At 75.5% G+C, this 17622-nt stretch carries 16 protein-coding genes and 2 tRNA genes; 6 read left to right on the top strand and 12 right to left on the bottom strand.

The window, feature by feature from the left end; translation table 11 throughout:
* Positions 1-87: 87 nt before the first annotated feature.
* Positions 88-1425, top strand: a complete 1338-nt coding sequence (locus POF43_RS31565) for a M6 family metalloprotease domain-containing protein (protein ID WP_372516172.1) — start codon at positions 88-90, stop codon at positions 1423-1425.
* Complete coding sequence (locus POF43_RS31560; RefSeq protein ID WP_271315984.1) at positions 1422-2648, top strand: M6 family metalloprotease domain-containing protein; 1227 nt, start codon at positions 1422-1424, stop codon at positions 2646-2648. Before POF43_RS31565 ends, POF43_RS31560 begins: the two co-directional genes overlap by 4 nt.
* 72 nt (positions 2649-2720) lie before the next feature.
* Here POF43_RS31560 and POF43_RS31555 read toward each other — a convergent pair.
* Together POF43_RS31555 and POF43_RS31550 are read right to left on the bottom strand one after the other, a co-directional pair.
* A tRNA-Lys gene (locus tag POF43_RS31555) sits at positions 2721-2796 on the bottom strand.
* Between the two features lie 12 nt (positions 2797-2808).
* On the bottom strand, positions 2809-3630 hold the full coding sequence (locus POF43_RS31550) for a TetR/AcrR family transcriptional regulator C-terminal domain-containing protein (RefSeq protein WP_282704888.1): 822 nt from the start codon (positions 3628-3630) through the stop codon (positions 2809-2811).
* A 161-nt stretch (positions 3631-3791) separates the two neighbouring features.
* Between POF43_RS31550 and POF43_RS31545 the strand changes: the two genes are divergently transcribed.
* Positions 3792-4589, top strand: a complete 798-nt coding sequence (locus tag POF43_RS31545) for an alpha/beta fold hydrolase (RefSeq protein ID WP_271318823.1) — start codon at positions 3792-3794, stop codon at positions 4587-4589.
* Between the two features lie 211 nt (positions 4590-4800).
* Here the strand turns inward: POF43_RS31545 and POF43_RS31540 are convergent.
* From POF43_RS31540 to POF43_RS31510, 7 genes are all read right to left on the bottom strand, one after another.
* Positions 4801-4876, bottom strand: a tRNA-Lys gene (locus POF43_RS31540).
* 54 nt (positions 4877-4930) lie between these two features.
* Positions 4931-5602: a bifunctional DNA primase/polymerase gene (locus POF43_RS31535; protein WP_271325731.1), complete on the bottom strand. Its 672-nt coding sequence runs from the start codon at positions 5600-5602 to the stop codon at positions 4931-4933.
* Positions 5603-6057: 455 nt separating this feature from the next.
* Positions 6058-6423: a DUF8844 domain-containing protein gene (locus tag POF43_RS31530; RefSeq protein WP_271318923.1), complete on the bottom strand. Its 366-nt coding sequence runs from the start codon at positions 6421-6423 to the stop codon at positions 6058-6060.
* Positions 6424-6805: 382 nt separating this feature from the next.
* Positions 6806-8164: an AAA family ATPase gene (locus POF43_RS31525; RefSeq protein ID WP_271325097.1), complete on the bottom strand. Its 1359-nt coding sequence runs from the start codon at positions 8162-8164 to the stop codon at positions 6806-6808.
* Positions 8161-9732 carry a hypothetical protein gene (locus tag POF43_RS31520; protein WP_271325096.1) on the bottom strand — a complete coding sequence of 524 codons (1572 nt, stop codon included), beginning with the start codon at positions 9730-9732 and terminating at the stop codon, positions 8161-8163. The genes POF43_RS31525 and POF43_RS31520 overlap by 4 nt, the downstream gene beginning before the upstream one ends.
* Entirely contained in the window at positions 9723-10820 is a 1098-nt protein-coding gene (locus tag POF43_RS31515; protein ID WP_271317566.1) for a hypothetical protein, read from the bottom strand. Before POF43_RS31515 ends, POF43_RS31520 begins: the two co-directional genes overlap by 10 nt.
* An 82-nt stretch (positions 10821-10902) precedes the next feature.
* Positions 10903-11904: a phosphatase PAP2 family protein gene (locus tag POF43_RS31510; protein WP_282704887.1), complete on the bottom strand. Its 1002-nt coding sequence runs from the start codon at positions 11902-11904 to the stop codon at positions 10903-10905.
* Positions 11905-12259: 355 nt separating this feature from the next.
* On the opposite strand from POF43_RS31510, the gene POF43_RS31505 reads away from it, so the two are divergent.
* Complete coding sequence (locus POF43_RS31505) at positions 12260-12997, top strand: TetR/AcrR family transcriptional regulator (RefSeq protein WP_271318440.1); 738 nt, start codon at positions 12260-12262, stop codon at positions 12995-12997.
* Positions 12998-13210: 213 nt separating this feature from the next.
* A complete protein-coding gene (locus POF43_RS31500) occupies positions 13211-13804 on the top strand; it encodes a histidine phosphatase family protein (protein WP_271317480.1) in 594 nt (197 codons plus the stop codon).
* A 123-nt stretch (positions 13805-13927) separates the two neighbouring features.
* Here POF43_RS31500 and POF43_RS31495 read toward each other — a convergent pair whose 3' ends face one another.
* From POF43_RS31495 to POF43_RS31485, 3 genes are read right to left on the bottom strand one after another with little or no spacing between them, the layout of a single operon-like run.
* Positions 13928-14206 carry a sialidase family protein gene (locus POF43_RS31495; protein ID WP_271325222.1) on the bottom strand — a complete coding sequence of 93 codons (279 nt, stop codon included), beginning with the start codon at positions 14204-14206 and terminating at the stop codon, positions 13928-13930.
* Positions 14207-14233: 27 nt separating this feature from the next.
* A complete protein-coding gene (locus POF43_RS31490) occupies positions 14234-15154 on the bottom strand; it encodes a dihydrodipicolinate synthase family protein (RefSeq protein ID WP_271325221.1) in 921 nt (306 codons plus the stop codon).
* A complete protein-coding gene (locus POF43_RS31485; RefSeq protein ID WP_271325220.1) occupies positions 15154-16596 on the bottom strand; it encodes a sialate:H+ symport family MFS transporter in 1443 nt (480 codons plus the stop codon). The genes POF43_RS31490 and POF43_RS31485 overlap by 1 nt, the downstream gene beginning before the upstream one ends.
* Before the next feature lie 95 nt (positions 16597-16691).
* Here POF43_RS31485 and POF43_RS31480 point away from each other — a divergent pair, with 95 nt between their 5' ends.
* Positions 16692-17594 (top strand): FadR/GntR family transcriptional regulator, encoded by a 903-nt coding sequence (locus POF43_RS31480; protein ID WP_282704886.1) that lies wholly within the window; start codon positions 16692-16694, stop codon positions 17592-17594.
* The last annotated feature ends 28 nt before the right edge of the window (positions 17595-17622 follow it).

Below are 17622 nucleotides of genomic sequence, written 5' to 3'. Positions count from 1 at the left end.
CCATCAGAACAGGCCGTACCGCCGCGAACCCCCCAAGGGTGGAAGAGGTCAGCCCAGGTGGCCCGATCCCGTCCCGGGGAGGTGTTCGTGCGAGGCGGTGCGTTCAGGAACGAGTACGGCGGCGAACCGTACGACGACCGGCGATCCGGCGGTGCGCACGCGGCCCGCCGCGCCCGGCCGCGTGCCGTCCCGCGGCGCCGGGGCGCGCACGCCGCCCCGCGCTCCTACGCCGCGCACCGGGGCGTGGCCCTCGCGGTCGGGTTCGTGGCGCTGGTCGCCTGGACCCTGTTCGCCGGGCCGGCCGCCGCCGCCTCGCCGGACGGGCCGTGCGCCCCGCAGCGCACCGACGTGCGCCACTCCGAGGGCGTCAGCTGGGACCCCGGATACCGCCGCCCGGACGGCGACATCGACGCCGTGCTGCTCTTCCTGTCCTTCCCCGACCACCGGCCGGACGTCGCCACCACCGCGCTGGCCGCCGACCACTTCCCGGCCACCACCGAGTTCTTCACCCGTTCCTCCTACGGCCGGCTGCGGCTGCGCCCGACCGTCGTGCGCCGGTGGTTCACGATGCCGCGGCCCTCGACCGCTTACGCCATCCACCGCGACTGGGCGCCGGCCGGCCGCGACGCCTACCTGCGCGACGCGATCGCCGCGGTCGGCCCGGCGGTGGACTTCGGCCGCTACCCGGTCGTCTACCTGGTCGCCGACCCGGACGCCCCCGGGGTGGACTCCGACGCCACCAAGGTCATCAACTTCGGCCGCCCGCTGCGGGCCGGCCACGCCTGGATCAACCGGCTGGTCACCGTCTTCGAACGCCACCCGCCCGACCCCAACGTGCTGGCCCACGAGACCAACCACGTCTTCGACCTGCCCGACCTCTACCACCGGCCGGCGTCCGGCTCGACCGCCGACTGGGACGACCTGGTCGGCGACTGGGATCTGATGGGCAGTCAGTTCGCCCTGTCGCCCGACCTGTTCGCCTGGCACCGGTGGAAGTACGGCTGGATCGACCGCTCCCAGGTCACCTGCGTCGACCACCCCGGCACCGTCACCCGGGTGCTGACCCCGGTGGAGACCGCCGGCGGCGCCAAACTCCTGGTGGTCCGGCTCGACGCCACCACCGCGCTGGCCGTCGAGGCCCGCGCCGCCGCCGGCAACGACGTGCGCTCGTGCACCGAGGGCGTGCTGGTCTACCGGGTGCGCAGCGACGTGGGCACCGGCGACGGGCCCGTCCAGGTGCTCGACGCCCACCCGCGCACCTCCGCCTGCGAGGGGACCTCCGTCTACCCGCCGCTGGCCGACGCGCCGCTGAGCGACGGCCAGACCTACCGCTACCGCTTCGGCCCCTGGACGCACGGCGCGCTGAGCGTGCACGCCGCCCGCGCCGCGGCCGGTGCCTGGCGGGTCACGGTGACCGAACGATGAGGACGCCGGCCGGGCGGTGGAAGGCCGCCGCGATATCCGCCGTCCTGCTGCTGGCCGGCGGCTCCGCGACGGTGGCCGGCCTGCTGTCCGGCGCCCCGGCCACCGCGCCGCCGGGCCGGCCCTGCGCGCTGCCGGCCGCCCGCGGCACCGAGATGTCCGAGGGCTTCCCCGCCGGCCCGGACCACGAATACGCCCACTCCACCGGTGAGTTGAGGGCGCTGACCCTCTTCATCGACTTCCCCGACGCCCCGGCGCACGAGAGCGTCCAGCAGCGGTACCGCGAGTTCTTCCCCGCCGTGCCGCGCTGGTACGCCCGCGCCTCCTTCGGCCGGCTGCGCTACCACCCCGTCCCCGTCCTGCGCTGGTTCCGCATGCCGCGCCGCTTCGCCACGTACCGGATAACCCGCGGCTACGGCTGGGACGTGCACCGCGAGATGATGCGCGACCTGGTGGCGGTGGCCGGCCGCTCGGTGGACTTCCGCGGCTACGACCTGGTCAACGTCATCGCCACCCCGAACGCCGGGCCGCCCGCCGACCAGACCGTGCTGTCGGTCACCTGGACCGGCGGCAGCGCGGCCACCGCCGGGGGCGGCGCGCGCCTGGACCGGGTCTCGGTGATCTACGGCCACGACCAGTCCGGCCCCCGGGTCCTCGCGCACGAGAACGGCCACATACTCGGGCTGCCCGACCTGTACGCGGTACGCGACTTCGGCCGCACCGACACCCTCGCCGGGCAGTGGGACACGATGTCGCTCGACTGGGGGCTCCAGGGGGACCCGCTGGCCTGGCACAAGTGGCGGCTGGGCTGGCTCACCGACCGGCAGGTCGTCTGCGTCGCCACCCCGCGCACCACCACCGTCGCCCTGACCCCCGACGAGATACCCGGCGGCCGCAAGGCCGTCGTGGTGCCGTACGGGCCGCACACCGCCTACGTGCTGGAGGCCCGCCGGGCGCTCGGCAACGACAGCGCCGCGTGCAGCGAGGGCGTACTCGCCTACCGGGTCCGCACCGACGTCTCCTCGGGCGACGGACCGGTCAAGGTCGTCGACGCCAACCCGGCGACCAGCGCCTGCGACTTCAGCAGCGGCTCGTTCAACTCCCTCAACGACGCCCCCTTCCGCCCCGGCCAGCGCTGGACCGACCCGGCGACCGGCCTGGCCTTCGCGGTACTCGGCGCCGACCGGTCCGGCGGCTGGACGGTCCGCGTCACCCGGCCGCGCTGAGGGCCCCCGCCGCCGGCCGTGCTCCGGCCCGGGACGCCGGAAAGGGCACCCCGTGAGGGATGCCCTTCCGTGTGGTGCGCCGCCAGGGACTTGAACCCCGAACCCGCTGATTAAGAGTCAGCTGCTCTGCCTGTTGAGCTAGCGGCGCTCGCACAGCCGATCATACCTGACCGGAGCCGCCCTCCAGCGCCACCCGCAGCCCGCCGGTGATCAGCGCGATCCCGGTGCGGAACGCCGCGTCCCGGTCCGGCGTGGTGTGCAGGCCGGCCCACGCGGTCAGGTGCGGGTACGCCGCCGCGTCCGGCGCGGGGCCCGCCGCCGCGCCGCCCGGCGCCGCCTGCTCCTGGAGCGCGAACCCGGTCACGTAGCTGGTCACCGTGTCGCCGAAGTGCGCCGCCAGCTCCAGCGGCACCCCCGCCGCCCGCATCCGCGCCAGCCCCTCCTCCACCGCCCGCAACGCCACCGGGCTGACCGGCGTGTGCGTGGCGACCAGCCGGGCCCCGTCCCGGTGCCGCAGCAGCGCGGAGCGCAGCGCGTGCGCGAAGACGGTGACGTCCGCGATCCAGTCGTCGGCGGGGCCGCTGTCGGTGGCGGGGGTGTCGGCTGCCGGAGTGGCGGGCGCGGGGGTGCCGTCGGCCGGGGTGGCGGGCGCGGGGGTGCCGTCGGCCGGGGTGGCGGCTGCGCAGGTGCCGTCTGCCGGAGTGGCGAGCGCCGGGGTGGCGGCCGCCGGGGTGGCGGCCGGCGCGGGCGTGGGGGTGCCGGCCGGCGGGGCGGTCGGCGCTGTCGCCGGGGCGAAGACCTCGTCCATGATCCGTTCGGCCACCGCGGTCAGCAGCTCCCGCTTGTCGCGCACGTGCCAGTACAGCGCGCCGGGCCGGACGCCGAGCCGGCCGGTGAGCGCCCGGGTGGTGAGCGCGTCCAGTCCGACCTCGTCCAGCAGCTCCAGCGCCGCGTCCACCACCGTCTCCCGCCGCAGCGGCATCCGACCCGCCCCCTCGCCCTCGTCCTGCCCCCGGCACGCCCCGTCGCGCTTGACGGGGCCAGCATAGCCACCTAACTTGAGCAACGTTCAATTGAGCAACGCTCAAGAATGCGTTCCGGGGCCGGGTCCCCGGGACCGACAGGGGCTCGAAAGGCGGGGACATGGGTTCGTACGTCATGGCCGGGGGGCTGCGCACGTACTACGAGCAGTGGGGGAGCGCGGGCGAACCGGTGATCCTGCTGCACGGCGGCGGCGTCACCGCCGACACCTGGCAGGCGCAGGGACCGGCGCTGGCCGCGCGCTACCGCGTCCTGGCCCCCGAACGCCGCGGCCACGGCCGCACCCCCGACGTGGCCGGGCCGGTGTCCTACGCCGCGATGGCCGACGACACCGCCGCCTTCGCCGAGGCGCTCGACCTCGGCCCCGCCCGGGTCGTCGGCTGGAGCGACGGTGCCGCCGTCGGCCTGCACCTCGCGCTGCGCCGCCCGGACCTGGTCGGCCGGCTCGTCGTCATCGGCGCCGCGATCACCCGGGACGGCGACACCCCGGCCGCCCGTGCCCTCATCGACGACCCGGCCGGCCACGACATGCTGGCCGGCTGGTTCCGCCCGCTCTACGCGCCGCTGTCGCCGGACGGGCCGGACCACTTCGACACGGTGTTCGCCAAGCTGCTCGCCATGTGGGCCGGCGGCTCCGGCCTGACGATGGCCGACCTGGCCGCGATCACCGCTCCGACGCTGGTCATGCAGGGTGACGACGACGGCGTGCGGCCGGCCCACAGCGCCGAGATGGCCGCCGCGCTCCCCGACGCCCAGCTCGCCGTCGTCCCCGGCACCTCGCACGCGCTGCCGGTGGAGAAGCCCGACCTGGTCAACGGCCTGCTGATGGACTTCCTCGCCGAACGGCAGCCGCCGAAACTGCTGGGCATGAGCGGCGAGACGATCACCTCCGGCTGGTGACGAAGACTTCCGGCCGGTGACGATCGCCTCCGGCCGGTGAACCGCCGGCGCGCGCCGGGCCGGGGGCTCCCCGGTGTGCGCCGGGGCCGGGGGCGGGGGCCGGCCGGTGTGCGCCGGGGCGGGGGGACTCGCCGGTGTGCGCCGGCCGGCCCGGAACCGCGCCGGCCCCCGGAACGCCGAAGAGCACCTCCGTCGGGAGGTGCTCTTCGTGTGGTGCGCCGCCAGGGACTTGAACCCCGAACCCGCTGATTAAGAGTCAGCTGCTCTGCCAGTTGAGCTAGCGGCGCCTGCGATGGGAAGACAGTAGCACCCTGTTCCGGCAGAGGAAAAATCGATAAGTCTCAGACCGGAACACCCCCCGCGACCACCCGGTGCGGCCGGGCCGCCCGCAGGCACGCCCACAGCAGGACCGCAGGTCCGGGCAGCCACGGGTCCCGTACGCCGGGCGCCACCAGCCACCGCGATCCGCCGTTCCCGCCCGGCGCGGCGGCGGCCGGCGCGGGCGCCAGCGGCGGCACCGTCACCGCGTCGCCGACCCCGTGGCACAGCATCGGCGGCACCAGCGGGCCCCACTCCTCCCACGACAGCAGCGACGGCAGCCGGCGTCCGGTGCCGGGCGTGGCGAACACCAGCATCCGCCCCCGGTGCACCGCCACCGGACCGCAACCCGGCCCCGACTCCCACAGCCGGTCCAGCACCCGGCGCCCGAACAGCACCGGCAGGTTGACCACGTCGAACGCCGTACCGCACGGCAGCACGCTCGGCGCGCCCGGCCGCGCGGACCACAGCGCCCGCACACTGCGCGGGAACGTACTGGCCGACGCCAGCCAGTCGGCGCCCTCGGCGGTGACCCGCTCGACGTGCGGCTGATCGCCGTACGCCGGGCCGCCGTGCGCCGGATCCCCGTACGGCTGCCCGGTGTGCGGCGCGCCACCGGGCAGCCACGGGCCGGTGTCCCGTACGTCGGTGTCGCGCAGGTCGCTCTCGCGGAGGTCCCAGATCATGTCGCTCATGACCGACAGGTCTACCGCCGTGCGGACCCCGGGCCCGGCGAATCGTCCGAATCCGGGACGCGGAGCATGCCGGACGGGTACTCTGCCGGACGCATTCCGGGGGCACATGCCAGCCAACCGTTCCGTTCCGGCCACGGACCGCGGCAGGGGATACGGGGGAGGCGCGGGAGGGCGGTGCGGCGGGCGGGGGTGCCGGGGTGACCGGCGGGCTGTGCGGTGGCGGGGTGCGGGTGCGGAGGGCCGGGCGCCGGTGCGCCGGCGGGCGGCGCCGGTGCGACCGGTGGGCGCAGTCGCGGTACGGCGTACCCCGGTCGCGGGTTCGCCGGTCGCCGGTTCGGTCGCGATACGCCGGGCGCGGTACGACTGCCGGGGTGCCGGGGTGCCGGGGTGCCGGGGTGCCGGGGTGCCGGGGTGCCGGGGTACCGGTGCTGGGCAGGGCCGCCGGGCCGCCGGGATCAGTCCGGCAGGCCCTGGCGGCGCAGCAGGTCGGAGCCGAATTCGACCATCTTCTTCGCGTAGTCCTCCGACCAGCCGACCCGCGCGGCGATGGCGTCGGGGGGCGAGCGGTCGAACCGCTTGGGGTCGGCCAGCATGGCGGCGGCCATCGCCTGGAACTCGGTGGCCCGGTCGGCGGCGGCCCGGAAGGCGAGCGCGAGTTCGGTACTGCGCTCCAGCAGCCGGGCCGGGTCGTCGATCGACTCCAGGTCGAAGAAGTGCTCGGGGTCGGCGGACGCCGCCTCCGGCTCGAACAGCAGCGGCGCGGGACGCATCCTGCGCGGCGCCTCGTCCGGCGAGCGGTGAGCCGAATGCCGTTCGGGCATCTCCCTACCTCCAGGTTGTGGACCGCCATCCATTGTCCCGCACCAGGGCTACCCAGCGGCCCGGCACCGGACACCAGCACGTGCCACCAGGCTTTTCATCCGACGATCACCCCATCGCACCGACCGCTCGGCCCGTTACGCCCCCGCCGCCCCCGGTCCGGGCCCGCGCACGGGCCCCGGCCCGCTCGCCACCCGCCTGCCCCACGTCCCACCTCGCGGTTTCCCGTCAACCGCGAGCCGCCACCGTCAGCCGTCGAATGCGGCGATCGGCCACCCTCCGTCAGCCACGGACGCCGGCGCTCGGCCGCCCCCGCCGGACGTCGGCCGTCAACGTCAGCCGTCAAACGCCAGCCGTCAAACGCCAGCCGTCAGCAATCCTCCGTCAGCCGTCCCACCGCACCCGGTGTTCCGCCAGCAGGGCGAGTACCGCGTGATTGGCCTCCCAGCCGTCGGGGAACTTCACAGCGACGCCCAGCTGGAGCGGTTCGGTGGAGGGGTGGTCGTCGAGCAGGGTGTCGACGCCGGCCCGGCAGACCACCACGCAGGCGTGCCGGTGCCGGGACGCCAGCACGCACAGCCGGCCGGTCTCCAGGTGGAACGCGGTCGCGTCCGGCCGCCCCGACAGCGGGTGCAGCACCACCGTGACGTCGAACTCCCGCCCCTGGAGCCGGTTGGCGGTGTCCACCGTGACGCCGGTGACCCCCAGCCGGGCCAGCGCGGAGCGCACCGCCGCCGCCTGGTCGCGGTGCGCGGTGCCGACCGCGACCCGGTCCGCCGTCACCGGCTGCGGCTGCGGCGAGCGCTCGCTGACGGTGCGCCCGCCGCGTTCCAGCAGCCGCCGCACCACCGCCGCGACCGCGCCGACCGCCTCCGGGTCGGTGCGCGGGGTGAAGCGGGCCGGCAGCTCCAGCAGCCCCCAGCCGGCCGCCGCCGCCTCGTCGAGCACCCGGTCCGCCGCCCCGCCGTCGCCCGGCCCGGTGAACGACATCAGCCGGTCGCCGGGACCGGTGCCGCTGCGGAACCGGGTGTCGGGGTAGAACGCGTCGGAGATCAGCGGCGCCGCCGACGCCGGCAGCCGCCAGGAGACCGGCAGCCGGTGCTGCGGCAGGTCCGGGTTGTGCGCCAGCAGCGTCACGACCGCGCTGGCCGACGGGTCGTAACTCAGCCCGGCCCACTGCTCGGCGCCCACCACGCTGAACGGGTCGAGCTGGCCGGGGTCGCCCACGAACAGCGCCCGTTCGAACAGCCCGGCCACCCGCAGCAGCGCGTCCGACCGCATCTGGTACGCCTCGTCGACGATGGCGTGCCGCCACGGTTCGACGTCCTTGACGAAACCCCACTTGGCGGCGGTGGCGATCACCACCTGCCGGCCGCGCAGCTCGGCGACCTTCGGCGACCTGGCCACCTGCGGATGCCGGTCGAGCGCCGGGTCCGGCGGCGAGTCGGTGCCGTGCAGCCGGCCGATCGCCAGCCCCGGATCGGCGGTCGCCAGCCGGTCGGTGAGGTCGTCGACCTGGGCGTTGGTCTGCGCCACGATCATCAACTGCTCGCCGGAATCGGCAAGTTCACGGGCGGCGCGCACCACGAGGGTGGACTTGCCGGCGCCCGGCGGCGAGTCGACGACCACACCGCGCTTCGTGCCCTGCCGGGTGTCGTGCAGGATGCGGCCGGTGGCCAGCGCCGCCGCCGCTCCCGGGTCGAAGTCCTCGTCGTTCCGGGCGGGTTCGGCGGTGCCGGTCACAGGTAGTCCTCCACCGTCACGTCGTCGGCCGGATCGGCCGCCGCCGGCACGCCGGAGCTGAACGCGGTCGGCGGACCGCCGTGCGTCCACGGGGTGGCCTCGGCGTCCGGCAGTTCGGCACCGCCGCGCGGCGCGTGTTCGAACAGCGTCCAGCAGGTGGCGTCCCCCGGCTGCGGCACCGTGCCCGGGTCGGGCTCCTTGCCGCGGCCCATCCCGTTCAGCACCCGCAGGCACAGCAGTCCGGGGCGCGGCGAGCCGAGGAACTCCGCCTCCTGGCAGCGGCCCTCCGGCAGCGCCCGGTACACCCGTACGCCCTCCTCCAGGTGCGGCCGGTCGTCGGTGGCCACCGTCACCAGCGGGCGGGGGCGCGGTCGCGGCGGCGGGGAGTACTCCAGCACGGATTCGGTCACCGGCCCGGCGAACGCCTCGCCGACCAGCCGCCGTTCCGCCATCACCAGCGGGTCGTCCAGCGCCTCGCCGGCCTCCAGCCGGGCCTGCGCGGTCTCCCGGCCGGCCAGTTTCTGCGCGGCGGCCACCGCGTCGTCGCGGCGCGGCTGCGGCGGCTCGCCGGCCCGCACCCGGTCGCGGTGCCCGGTGTAGGACCAGCGGTCGCGCTTCCACCGGTCCTCGACGTGGCCGCCGGCCGGCAGCGCGCGCAGCAGGTCCAGCGCCCGCCACACGTCGTCCCACGCCGGGCGCAACTGGCTCTCCAGCAGCGCCCGCACCCGCCCGGCCGCCGCCGACGGATCGTGGCCGGCGGTCCGTGCCGCGTCGTAGGCCGACATGGCCGGCGCCAGCACCCGGTTGTCGAAGACCGGGTCGGTGGCCGGGCCGGCCGGCGGGCTCAGCAGCAGGCCGTCCGGGCCCCGCCCGGTCTGCGCCCGGGCCGCCGCGACCGGACCGGTCGAGCCCGGCGGCGGGTCGATCCAGGCCAGCAGCGCGCCCAGGTGCTGGTCCTCCAGGTTGGACTGCCCGGTCGCCCAGTGCCGGGTCAGCAGCTCGGTCGCCGACACCAGCAGCGCACTGCCCGGGGTGCGCGCCCGTTCCCCGTAGTGGGTGAACCAGCGGCCCAGCAACGGCACCTGGGACGGCGCCGGATACGGCTCGGCCGGGTCCTCCTCGGCGGTGCGGCGGAACCGGGTGGCCCGGCCCAGCAGCCGCACGTACTCCGCGCCGGCCGGATTGGGCACCACCAACTGCGGCGCGTCCACGCACAGTTCGCGCTCGACGGCGACCTTCTTGCCGGTCTGCGGATCGGTCTCCCTGCCCGGTTCGCCGGCCACCTCGTCCTCGTAGGACGTCAGGTACGGCAGGACGACACCGGCCAGTTCCGCCAGGAACGCCGCCCGCAGGTCGCGGTCGCGCGGCTGCGGCACCACCAGCAGCCGCGGCGCGTCCCGGTCGGTGCCCACCAGCGCGCCCAGCGGCGCGCCGACCTCGCCGGCCGTGGTCAGCGGCACCAGGACCATCGGCCGCTGCGACAGCCACCGGTGCCGCACGGTCGCCAGCGGCTGCGCCCGGCCGGCCGCGACCGCCTGCGCCCGGGCCAGCGTCGACATCACCGACACAGCGCCTCCGCCCGCAGCACCGCGGCCCGGCGCAGCGCGGCCGCCGCCGGGTCGTCGTCGTGCGACGCGTGGCCGCCGGCCGCCGCCAGCACCTGTTCGACGGTGGTCAGCGTGCCGAGTTCACCGCGCACCGAGCGGCCCAGCGCCTCCACGCCGCCGCGCTCGCGGGCCCGGTCCCGGCAGTGGTAGGCGAGTTCGCAGGTGTCCAGGCACTCCGGGGCGTAGCTGGCGTCGACCGAGTCGACCGCCGCCGCCAGGTCCGCGCCGGGGCGGCCGTCGCCCACCGCGAACGTGGTGCCCTCCGGCAGCCGCGCCGCGATCTCCTCGATCCGGGTCAGCCGGGCCAACTGCCGCCGGGTGACCGACAGTTGCTTGCGCACGTCGATCAGCTCGGCCACCGGCACGTTGGAGAAGTCCTTCGGGCACACCAGCAGCACGTCCGGCCGCGGGGCCGCCGCGTCCAGCTGTTCCAGCGCGATGACGTAGACCGCCGCCTGCCGGGCCGCCGCGCCGACCTTCACCGAGTCCGCGCCGCCGTCCAGGATCGGGAAGGACTTCACCTCCACGACCGTCCAGCGCCCGTCCGGCGCGACGGCGACCGCGTCCGGTTCCAGGAAGGCGGGGGAGCCGGCCACCTCCAGCTCCAGCAGCGGGTGGTCCAGCAGCGTCCAGCACCCGGCGCCGGTCGCCTCCTCCAGCGCCAGCCGGGTGCGCGCCACCCGCCCGGCCGGCCCGGCGGCCACCAGGTCCGGCAGCCGCGCGCCCTGCCCCGCCGCGTCCCCGGCGCCCAGCAGGCGCAGCAGCTCCGCGCAGCGGTCGGCCTTGACCCGGGCCTCGAAGGCGATGCCGCGGGCGAACGCGAACTGCGACTGGCCGAACCGCTCCGGCGCCCCCAGCACCCGGGCCACCGCGCCCTTGTCCACCCCGGCGGCGTCCAGCAGCGCTCTTCGGCCGCATCCCGGGTTGGCCGCCAGCGCCGCGAGCGCCCGCGCGTCCAGCGCCCGCGGCGGCACTCCGGCGCCCCGCAGTCGTGCCAGCCGCCCGCGCAGCCCCGCCCGTTCCGAGGTGTGGTCGGTCACGTCGTTCACGTCGGGAAGTCTCGCACCCGCCACTGACAGCCGGCACATCCGCACCGCCGGCGGGGCCGGCGCACCGGCGCCGGGGCGGGCGTCAGCGGCGGCTGGGGGGTACCGCCTCGGCGGGGCGGCGGGTGTCGGTGTCGCGGCGCGGGCCGGGGACCGAACGCGGCACCGCGGTCACCGATTCGACGGTCAGCGGGTGCACGAGGGGGTCGACGACGACGGACTCGGTGCCGTTCAGCGCGAGCGTCAGCGGGGCCGACGCCACCGGGGCCCCGACCGGCTCCGGGGCGGCCGGTTCCGGGGCCGCGGCGGCCGGGCGGGCGGTGAGCAGGCCGCCGGCCAGGGCGACCAGCCGGCGCACCGGGCGGGTCAGCAGCAGGCCCAGGCCCATCACCGCGACACCGGCGATGACGTCCATCAGGTAGTGGTTGGCGGTGCCGAGCACCACCAGGGCGATCACGATGGGGTAGGCGACGCCGAGCGCGCGGGCCAGCGGGTTGCGCGAGTGGCGCCACAGCATGATCCCGCACCACAGCGCCCAGCCGACGTGCAGGCTGGGCATCGCCGCGTACTGGTTAGTGAGTTGCCCCATGCCCTGCGGGGCGCTCGCGTCGGCGCCCCACCAGCCGAACGTGGCGTACTGGGCCATGGTGTCGTGGAAGCCCAGGGCGGCCGGCAGCAGGCGCGGCGGCGCGGTGGGCAGCAGGGTGAAGCCGATCAGGCCGATGAAGGTGGAGAGCATCAGCCAGGTACGCATGAACAGGTACCGGCCGGGATGCCGCTTCCACAGCCAGACCAGGACGCCGGGCGTCACCAGGTAGTGCAAGGTGGCGTAGGCGAAACAGGCGGGGACCCCGAGCCAGGAGACGTGCGTCAACACCGAGTTGAGCGCGTGCTCCGGGTCGAGGTGGAGTATTCGCTCCAGCCGGATGATCGACTCGGCGTGCCGGACCGCCTCGGTGGTGTCACCGGCCACCAGCAGACGGCCGCCCGAATACGCCGCGTACACCAGGGCGATCAGCGGCAGTTCGGCCCACCAGCGGGGCTTGCTCCTGGGCCGCTGCGTGACGCGGACTTCGGTGCTGGACATCCGTCGGTGTTCTCCGTCTCTCCCGCTGTCCGGTCCGTCCGAACACTCCCCACCCGCCGGTCGCGGCGCGCTCAACCGTACGCTGTACGTACGACTGCTCCGCGCACCAGCCCCGCCACCACGTCAACCTGCTGTTTCACGCCGGTCCACCCGTGTGACGGATTCACGCCGCGATCACCGGGTAAGCGGTAGGACGCGGGCGGCGCGACCCAGGTTGCCTGAGCCGGCCGCGTACGTCACATTCGTCACGCCGGCCACGCCCGTCACAGGTGTCCCCGTCCACCACACGTACCCCAGGCGCCACACCGTCACCCGTATCGCGTCACGGGAGCACCGCTAGGGAGCGAACGCACCGATGACCACGAGCAGCTCGCCGGGCCGCAGCGCGGCCGACCGTACCCGCCCCCGCACCCGCGCGCCACGCAATACCCTCAACCGCGAACGCGTCCTGGACGCCGCCGTGGACCTGCTGGACCGGGCCGGCCCCGACGCGTTCACCATGCGCGCGCTGGCCGAGCGGCTGGGGGTGGCCACCATGGCCGTCTACAGCCACTTCTCCGGCAAGGACGAGATCATCGACGCGGTACGGGTACGGCTGCTGGCCGAGGCCGACCTGCCGTCGCGGCGGCCGGAGGGCGGGGAGCGCCCCGGGCCGCGCGAGGAGGTCCGCGAGCTGTGCCGGGCCGCCTACCGGCTGCTCGCCGACCACCCCTCCGTCCTGCACCTGCTCGCCGCCCGGCCACCGGACGGCGACGAGTTCACGCTGTTCGCCGAACGCACCCTGGAAGCCCTGCTGCGGGCCGGCCTGGAACGCCGCGAGGCCGCCAGCGCCTACACCGCGCTGACCCAGTTCACCGTCGGCGCCGCCCTGTGGGCGGCCGGCAGCCGCAAGCGCCGCGCCGCGCAGGCGTGCCGGGAGGCCGGCGCCGGGCCGGGCGGCGGGACGGCGCGGCCGGCCGGCCCCGCCGGGCTGCCCGCCGACCGCTACCCGCACCTGGTCGGCCTGATGCCCGAACTGGCCGACGCCGTCCGGGACGGCACCGCCCAGTACGAACGCGGCCTCGACGCGCTGCTCACCGGCCTGCTGGGCTGAGCCGCCGGCCGGCCGGCCCCGCCGGGGCGTGGGGAGCGGGGTGTGGTGGCGCTGGAGTCGCCGGGGGCAAGGAACGGGGAGTGGCGAGCGGGGGAGCGGGGAACGGGCGGCGCTGGAGTCGCCGGGGGACGGGGGAGCGGACGCGGCGGGCCCGGGGCCATGGGGGATGATGGCCCCGACCCCCCACAACCCGCACGAAAGGCCCGCCGGGACATGGCGCCGCGCATCATCCTGGTCCGCCACGGACAGACCGAGTGGTCGCTCAGCGGCCGCCACACCGGGCACACCGACATCCCGCTGACCGACGAGGGCCGCCGCACCGCGCGGGTGCTCGGCGAACGCCTGCGGCGCACACCGTGGCAGGGCCTGCCGGACGTGGAGGTGCGCACCAGCCCGCTGTCGCGGGCCAGCGAGACCTGCGAGCTGACCGGTTTCGGCGACCGCGCGCAGGAATGGCGGACCCTGCTGGAGTGGGAGTACGGCGCCCACGAGGGACTGACGCCGCAGGAGATCCAGCGGGTCCGGCCCGGCTGGCTGGTGTGGCGGGACGGCGCGCCGGGCGGTGAGTCGGTGGCCGCGATCACCGCCCGCGCCGACGAGGTGGTCGACTGGGCCCGGTCCGCCGACCGCGACGTGCTGGTCTTCGCGCACGGCCACTTCCTGCGCGCCCTCGGCGCCCGCTGGCTCGGCCGCGGTCTCGACTTCGGCGCCGCGCTGCGGCTGGCGCCCGCCTCGGTGTCCGTGCTGGGCTGGGCCTACGGCGCCCCGGCCGTCGAACGCTGGAACGACACCGGCCACCTGGACTGATCCCTCGGGGGATGACGGCACGCACGGCACCGGAGGTCGACGGCGCGCACGGCACCGGAGGTCGACCGTGCGCACCCGAGGTCGACCGCACCGGTGCGTCAACCCCCGTCCCCCGTGCGGGCGTTACGGCTCCAGGGTGCTCAACGGGATCCGGACGAAGGCGATGCGGTCGTAGCTGGTCGCCGTCCCCGTTTCGTACAGCACGCCCACCTCGCTGGCCGCCGTCCGCTCCAGGTCGCTGTAGCCGGCGGGCAGTTGCGACAGCGTGCGCACCGGTGTCCAGGTGCGGCCGCCGTCCGTGCTGGCGCGCAGCGCCATCGTCTGCCGGGCGGCGGGGTCGGCCGGACCGGCGAACAGCAGCGGGCCGCCCGGCGGTTGCAGGAGGCTGCAACGCGCCGTCAAATGCGGTGAGTTCGCGGGTGCCGCGGGTCAGGGCCGGACCGGTTCCAGGCCGGCGTCGGCCACGATCGCGCCGACCGCCGCCGCCTCGTCCGCCGTCAGCGGGAGCAACGGGGCCTGGGTGTACGGGTGCCGGATGACGCCGCGGGCGACCAGCGCGGCCTTGAACGCGCCGAGCGCGCCGGAGACACGGCCCACCCGGGTGCGGTCGGCGGCGTCGATGATGCCGAACAGCCGCGTCAGACGGGCCTGTTCGCGCCGCGCTGCCGTCACGTCACCGGCCTTCGCCGCCTCGTACAGCCGCACGTAGCCGTGCGGGTCGACGTTGCCCAGGCCCGGCACGATGCCGTCGGCGCCGCGCGACATCGCCAGGTCCGCCAGCGTCTCCGAGCCGGTCAGGCAGCTCACGCCGAGCCCGGCCGTGCCGTCGAGCACCTGCTGGAAGCCCTCCAGGTCGCCGCTGGAGTCCTTCACCGCGACGATCACCTCGTCGCGGGCCAGCTCGGCGACCAGCGAACCGGGCAGCTTCCAGCCGACGTTGGACGGTATGTCGTAGGCCACCAGCGGCACGTCGAGCCCGGCGTGCAGCCGCCGGTAGTGCGCCGCGACCTCCGCCTCGCCGACCGCGACGTAGAACGGCGCGGTCACCACGACCGCGTCGGCGCCCAACTCCTGGGCGCGGCGGGCGTGTTCGAGTACCCGCAGGGTGCCGGTGTCGATGGCGCCGGCCAGTACCGGGACCTGGCCGGCCGCGGTGGCGATGACGGTGCGCAGTGCCAGGTCCCGCATGGCGTCCGGCAGTTGGGCGATCTCCCCGGTGGAACCGCCGACGAACAGCCCGTGGACGCCGGCGTCCAGCAGGAACGCGGTCAGACGCTCCAGCGACGCGGTGTCCACCGCGCCGTCCGCGGTCAGCGGGGTGCACAGGGGAGGGACGACTCCGTGGAACATCAGACCTTCTCACGTGAACGATCGGTGGTGGGGGTGCCGTCCGCCGGGTGCCGGGAGTCGGCGTACCGCTGCACCCGGGCGGGGACGTCGAAGCCGACGAGCAGCACGACGACGGCGGTCAGGGCCAGGCCCAGCACCGCGATGGAGGTGCCCAGGCTCAGCGAGCCGGCGAGCCGGGCGCCCAGCACCGGCGCTGCCGCGCCGCCCAGTGCGCCGACGTTGTAGCTGAAGCCGAGCGCGGCGCCGCGGATGCGCAGCGGGTAGTGCTGGGAGACGTACTTGGGCAGGATGCCGGAGGCGCCCTGGCCGGTGGCCAGCAGCAGGAACAGCAGCACCCACAGCCCGACGACGTGGCCCCGGCCCAGCGCGAACACCGGCCGGACGACCACCAGCGAGGCGATCAGCATGCCGACGTACGCCCGGCGGGTGCCGAAGCGGTCGCCGAGGTAGCCGGTCAGCACCGACCCGGCCGCGTAGCCGAAGCCGGCCCACAGCAGCGCGTCGGCGACCTGGCCGGGACCGTAGTGCAGGTCGGTCTTGAGGTAGGTCGGCAGCAGCGACTGCAACGGCCAGGAGTAGAGGAACGCGCAGAAGACGGTGACCATCAACGCGACCACCACCGGCCACAGCCGGCCGGCGAACTGCACGGTCAGCGCGACGAAGCAGGCCGCGACGACGGCGACCAGCAGCAGGGTGACGGCGGTGGACTCGCCGCGCAGCACGAACATCACGCCGACCGCGGCGACCACGCAGACCGGCAGGTTCCACGCCTTGCGGCTGCCGGTGAACAGCTTCGCGGTGGCCGACACCGGGCGCTCGCCCGCGTCGTGCGCGCGTTGCCACTCGGCGGCCTCCGGCAGCCGGCGGCGCAGGTACACCGCGACGGCGACCGGGACGACGCCGATCCAGAACAGCACCCGCCAGCTGCTGTGCGGCACCACCCAGCCGTACGCCTCGGCGGCCAGCACGCCGCCCAGCGGGTAGCCGGACAGCAGCATGCCGCTGGCGGTGTTGCGCATCCGCTCCGGCCAGCTCTCGATGACGTACGTGGCGCTGGCGCTGTACTCGCCGGCCATGCCGAGGCCGACGACCATCCGGAAGGCGAACAGCGACCAGTAGTCCCACGAGAAGCCGCACAGCACCGAGCCGACCGCGTACAGCGTGATGCTCAGCACCATGGCGGGCCGGCGTCCCAGCCGGTCACCCAGCGCGCCGATCGCGAGCCCGCCGAACCACCGGGACACGAACGCCGCCGACACCAGGGTCGCCGCGGTGACCGTGGACAGGTGGAAACGGTTCGCGACCTCGGTCAGCACCAGCGTGATGAGGACGAAGTCGAATCCGTCCATGGCGTAGCCGAGCCAGGCGGCGCCGAACGCCCGCCAGTTCTGCCGGGACAGCTCGTGGCGCCAACGCAGCGGCGGGGCGGTGGAGTTGGTCATGCGGCTCGCATCCTCGGGAGCGGACTGGAATCGGCCGGATCGGATGTAGGACGTAGGATGTCCGACGTCCTACAGGTGGGGGTAACGTAGGCGTCATGCCACCGCAGCGCAAGCCCCTCGAAGCGGCGAACCGCGGCACCCGCGGTCACCGCCCGACGGTCCAGGACCAGCTGATCGAGCTGATCGTCGAACTGGACCTCGACGCGGGCGAGGCGCTGCCGCCCGAGACAGAGCTGACCCGGACGCTCGGCGTCAGCCGCAACTCGGTCCGCGAGGCGCTGAAAAGCCTCCAGGCCCTCGGCATCGTCGACATCCGGCACGGCTACGGCACCTACGTCGGCACCGGACAGCTGCACTCCCTGCAACCCGGCCTGCTCTTCCACACCCGGCTCGCCATGCGCCGCGCCAATCCTCGCGTCCTGCACGACATCGTCGAGGTCCGCGAACTGCTGGAGAGCGGCCTGATCCGCCGCTCCGCGCTGGAACTCACGACCGAGGACATCGACCGCCTCGAAGCGGAACTGCGCGACCTGGCCGCCGACGGCGACGACGGCCGGGCCGGCCACGACCGCCGCTTCCACGAACTGCTCTACGAACCCCTCGGCAACGTCCTGGTCCTCCAGCTCATCGGCCTGTTCTGGGACGTCTACCGGCGCCTGGAGCACGAGGTCGGCAAACCGAGGACCGACCACGACCAGGTGGTACGCCAGCACCGCCGGGTCGTCGACGCCCTGCGCTCCCGCGACCCGGACGCCGCCGCCGCCACCATCCGCGACCACTTCGCCGACGTCACCCACCGCATCGACCGCTGGTCGGCCGGCCACGGCGGTACGTCCGGCGCCGCGGGGGGCGCGGACGCTGTGGACGCCGTCGGTGGCCCGGGTGCTGTCCATGGTCCCGGTGGCCCGGGTGCCGCCGGTTCTCCGGGTACGTCCGAGGGCGCGGCCGGGGGGCGCGGGCCGGCGGGGCGGGGGTCGACGGGCGGTCGGGTGCGCTGACCTGCGGGTTTCCGCTGACGCGGGCGGG

It is taken from the genome of Streptantibioticus silvisoli, assembly GCF_027947535.2.
In the GTDB taxonomy this organism is placed as follows: domain Bacteria; phylum Actinomycetota; class Actinomycetes; order Streptomycetales; family Streptomycetaceae; genus Streptantibioticus_C; species Streptantibioticus_C silvisoli.
Note: the sequence above shows the minus strand (reverse complement) of the source record. Positions and strands in the feature narration are given on the sequence as shown.

Bases quoted from the DNA above. Each gene is read 5' to 3' on its own strand.
- POF43_RS31485 (WP_271325220.1), bottom strand. From the start codon at position 16,596: ATGACCAACTCCACCGCCCCGCCGCTGCGTTGGCGCCACGAGCTGTCC.
- POF43_RS31490 (WP_271325221.1), bottom strand. From the start codon at position 15,154: ATGTTCCACGGAGTCGTCCCTCCCCTGTGCACCCCGCTGACCGCGGAC.
- POF43_RS31510 (WP_282704887.1), bottom strand. From the start codon at position 11,904: ATGTCCAGCACCGAAGTCCGCGTCACGCAGCGGCCCAGGAGCAAGCCC.
- POF43_RS31530 (WP_271318923.1), bottom strand. From the start codon at position 6,423: ATGCCCGAACGGCATTCGGCTCACCGCTCGCCGGACGAGGCGCCGCGC.
- POF43_RS31545 (WP_271318823.1), top strand. From the start codon at position 3,792: ATGGGTTCGTACGTCATGGCCGGGGGGCTGCGCACGTACTACGAGCAG.
- POF43_RS31550 (WP_282704888.1), bottom strand. From the start codon at position 3,630: ATGCCGCTGCGGCGGGAGACGGTGGTGGACGCGGCGCTGGAGCTGCTG.
- POF43_RS31480 (WP_282704886.1), top strand. From the start codon at position 16,692: ATGCCACCGCAGCGCAAGCCCCTCGAAGCGGCGAACCGCGGCACCCGC.
- POF43_RS31535 (WP_271325731.1), bottom strand. From the start codon at position 5,602: ATGAGCGACATGATCTGGGACCTCCGCGAGAGCGACCTGCGCGACACC.
- POF43_RS31560 (WP_271315984.1), top strand. From the start codon at position 1,422: ATGAGGACGCCGGCCGGGCGGTGGAAGGCCGCCGCGATATCCGCCGTC.
- POF43_RS31500 (WP_271317480.1), top strand. From the start codon at position 13,211: ATGGCGCCGCGCATCATCCTGGTCCGCCACGGACAGACCGAGTGGTCG.
- POF43_RS31505 (WP_271318440.1), top strand. From the start codon at position 12,260: ATGACCACGAGCAGCTCGCCGGGCCGCAGCGCGGCCGACCGTACCCGC.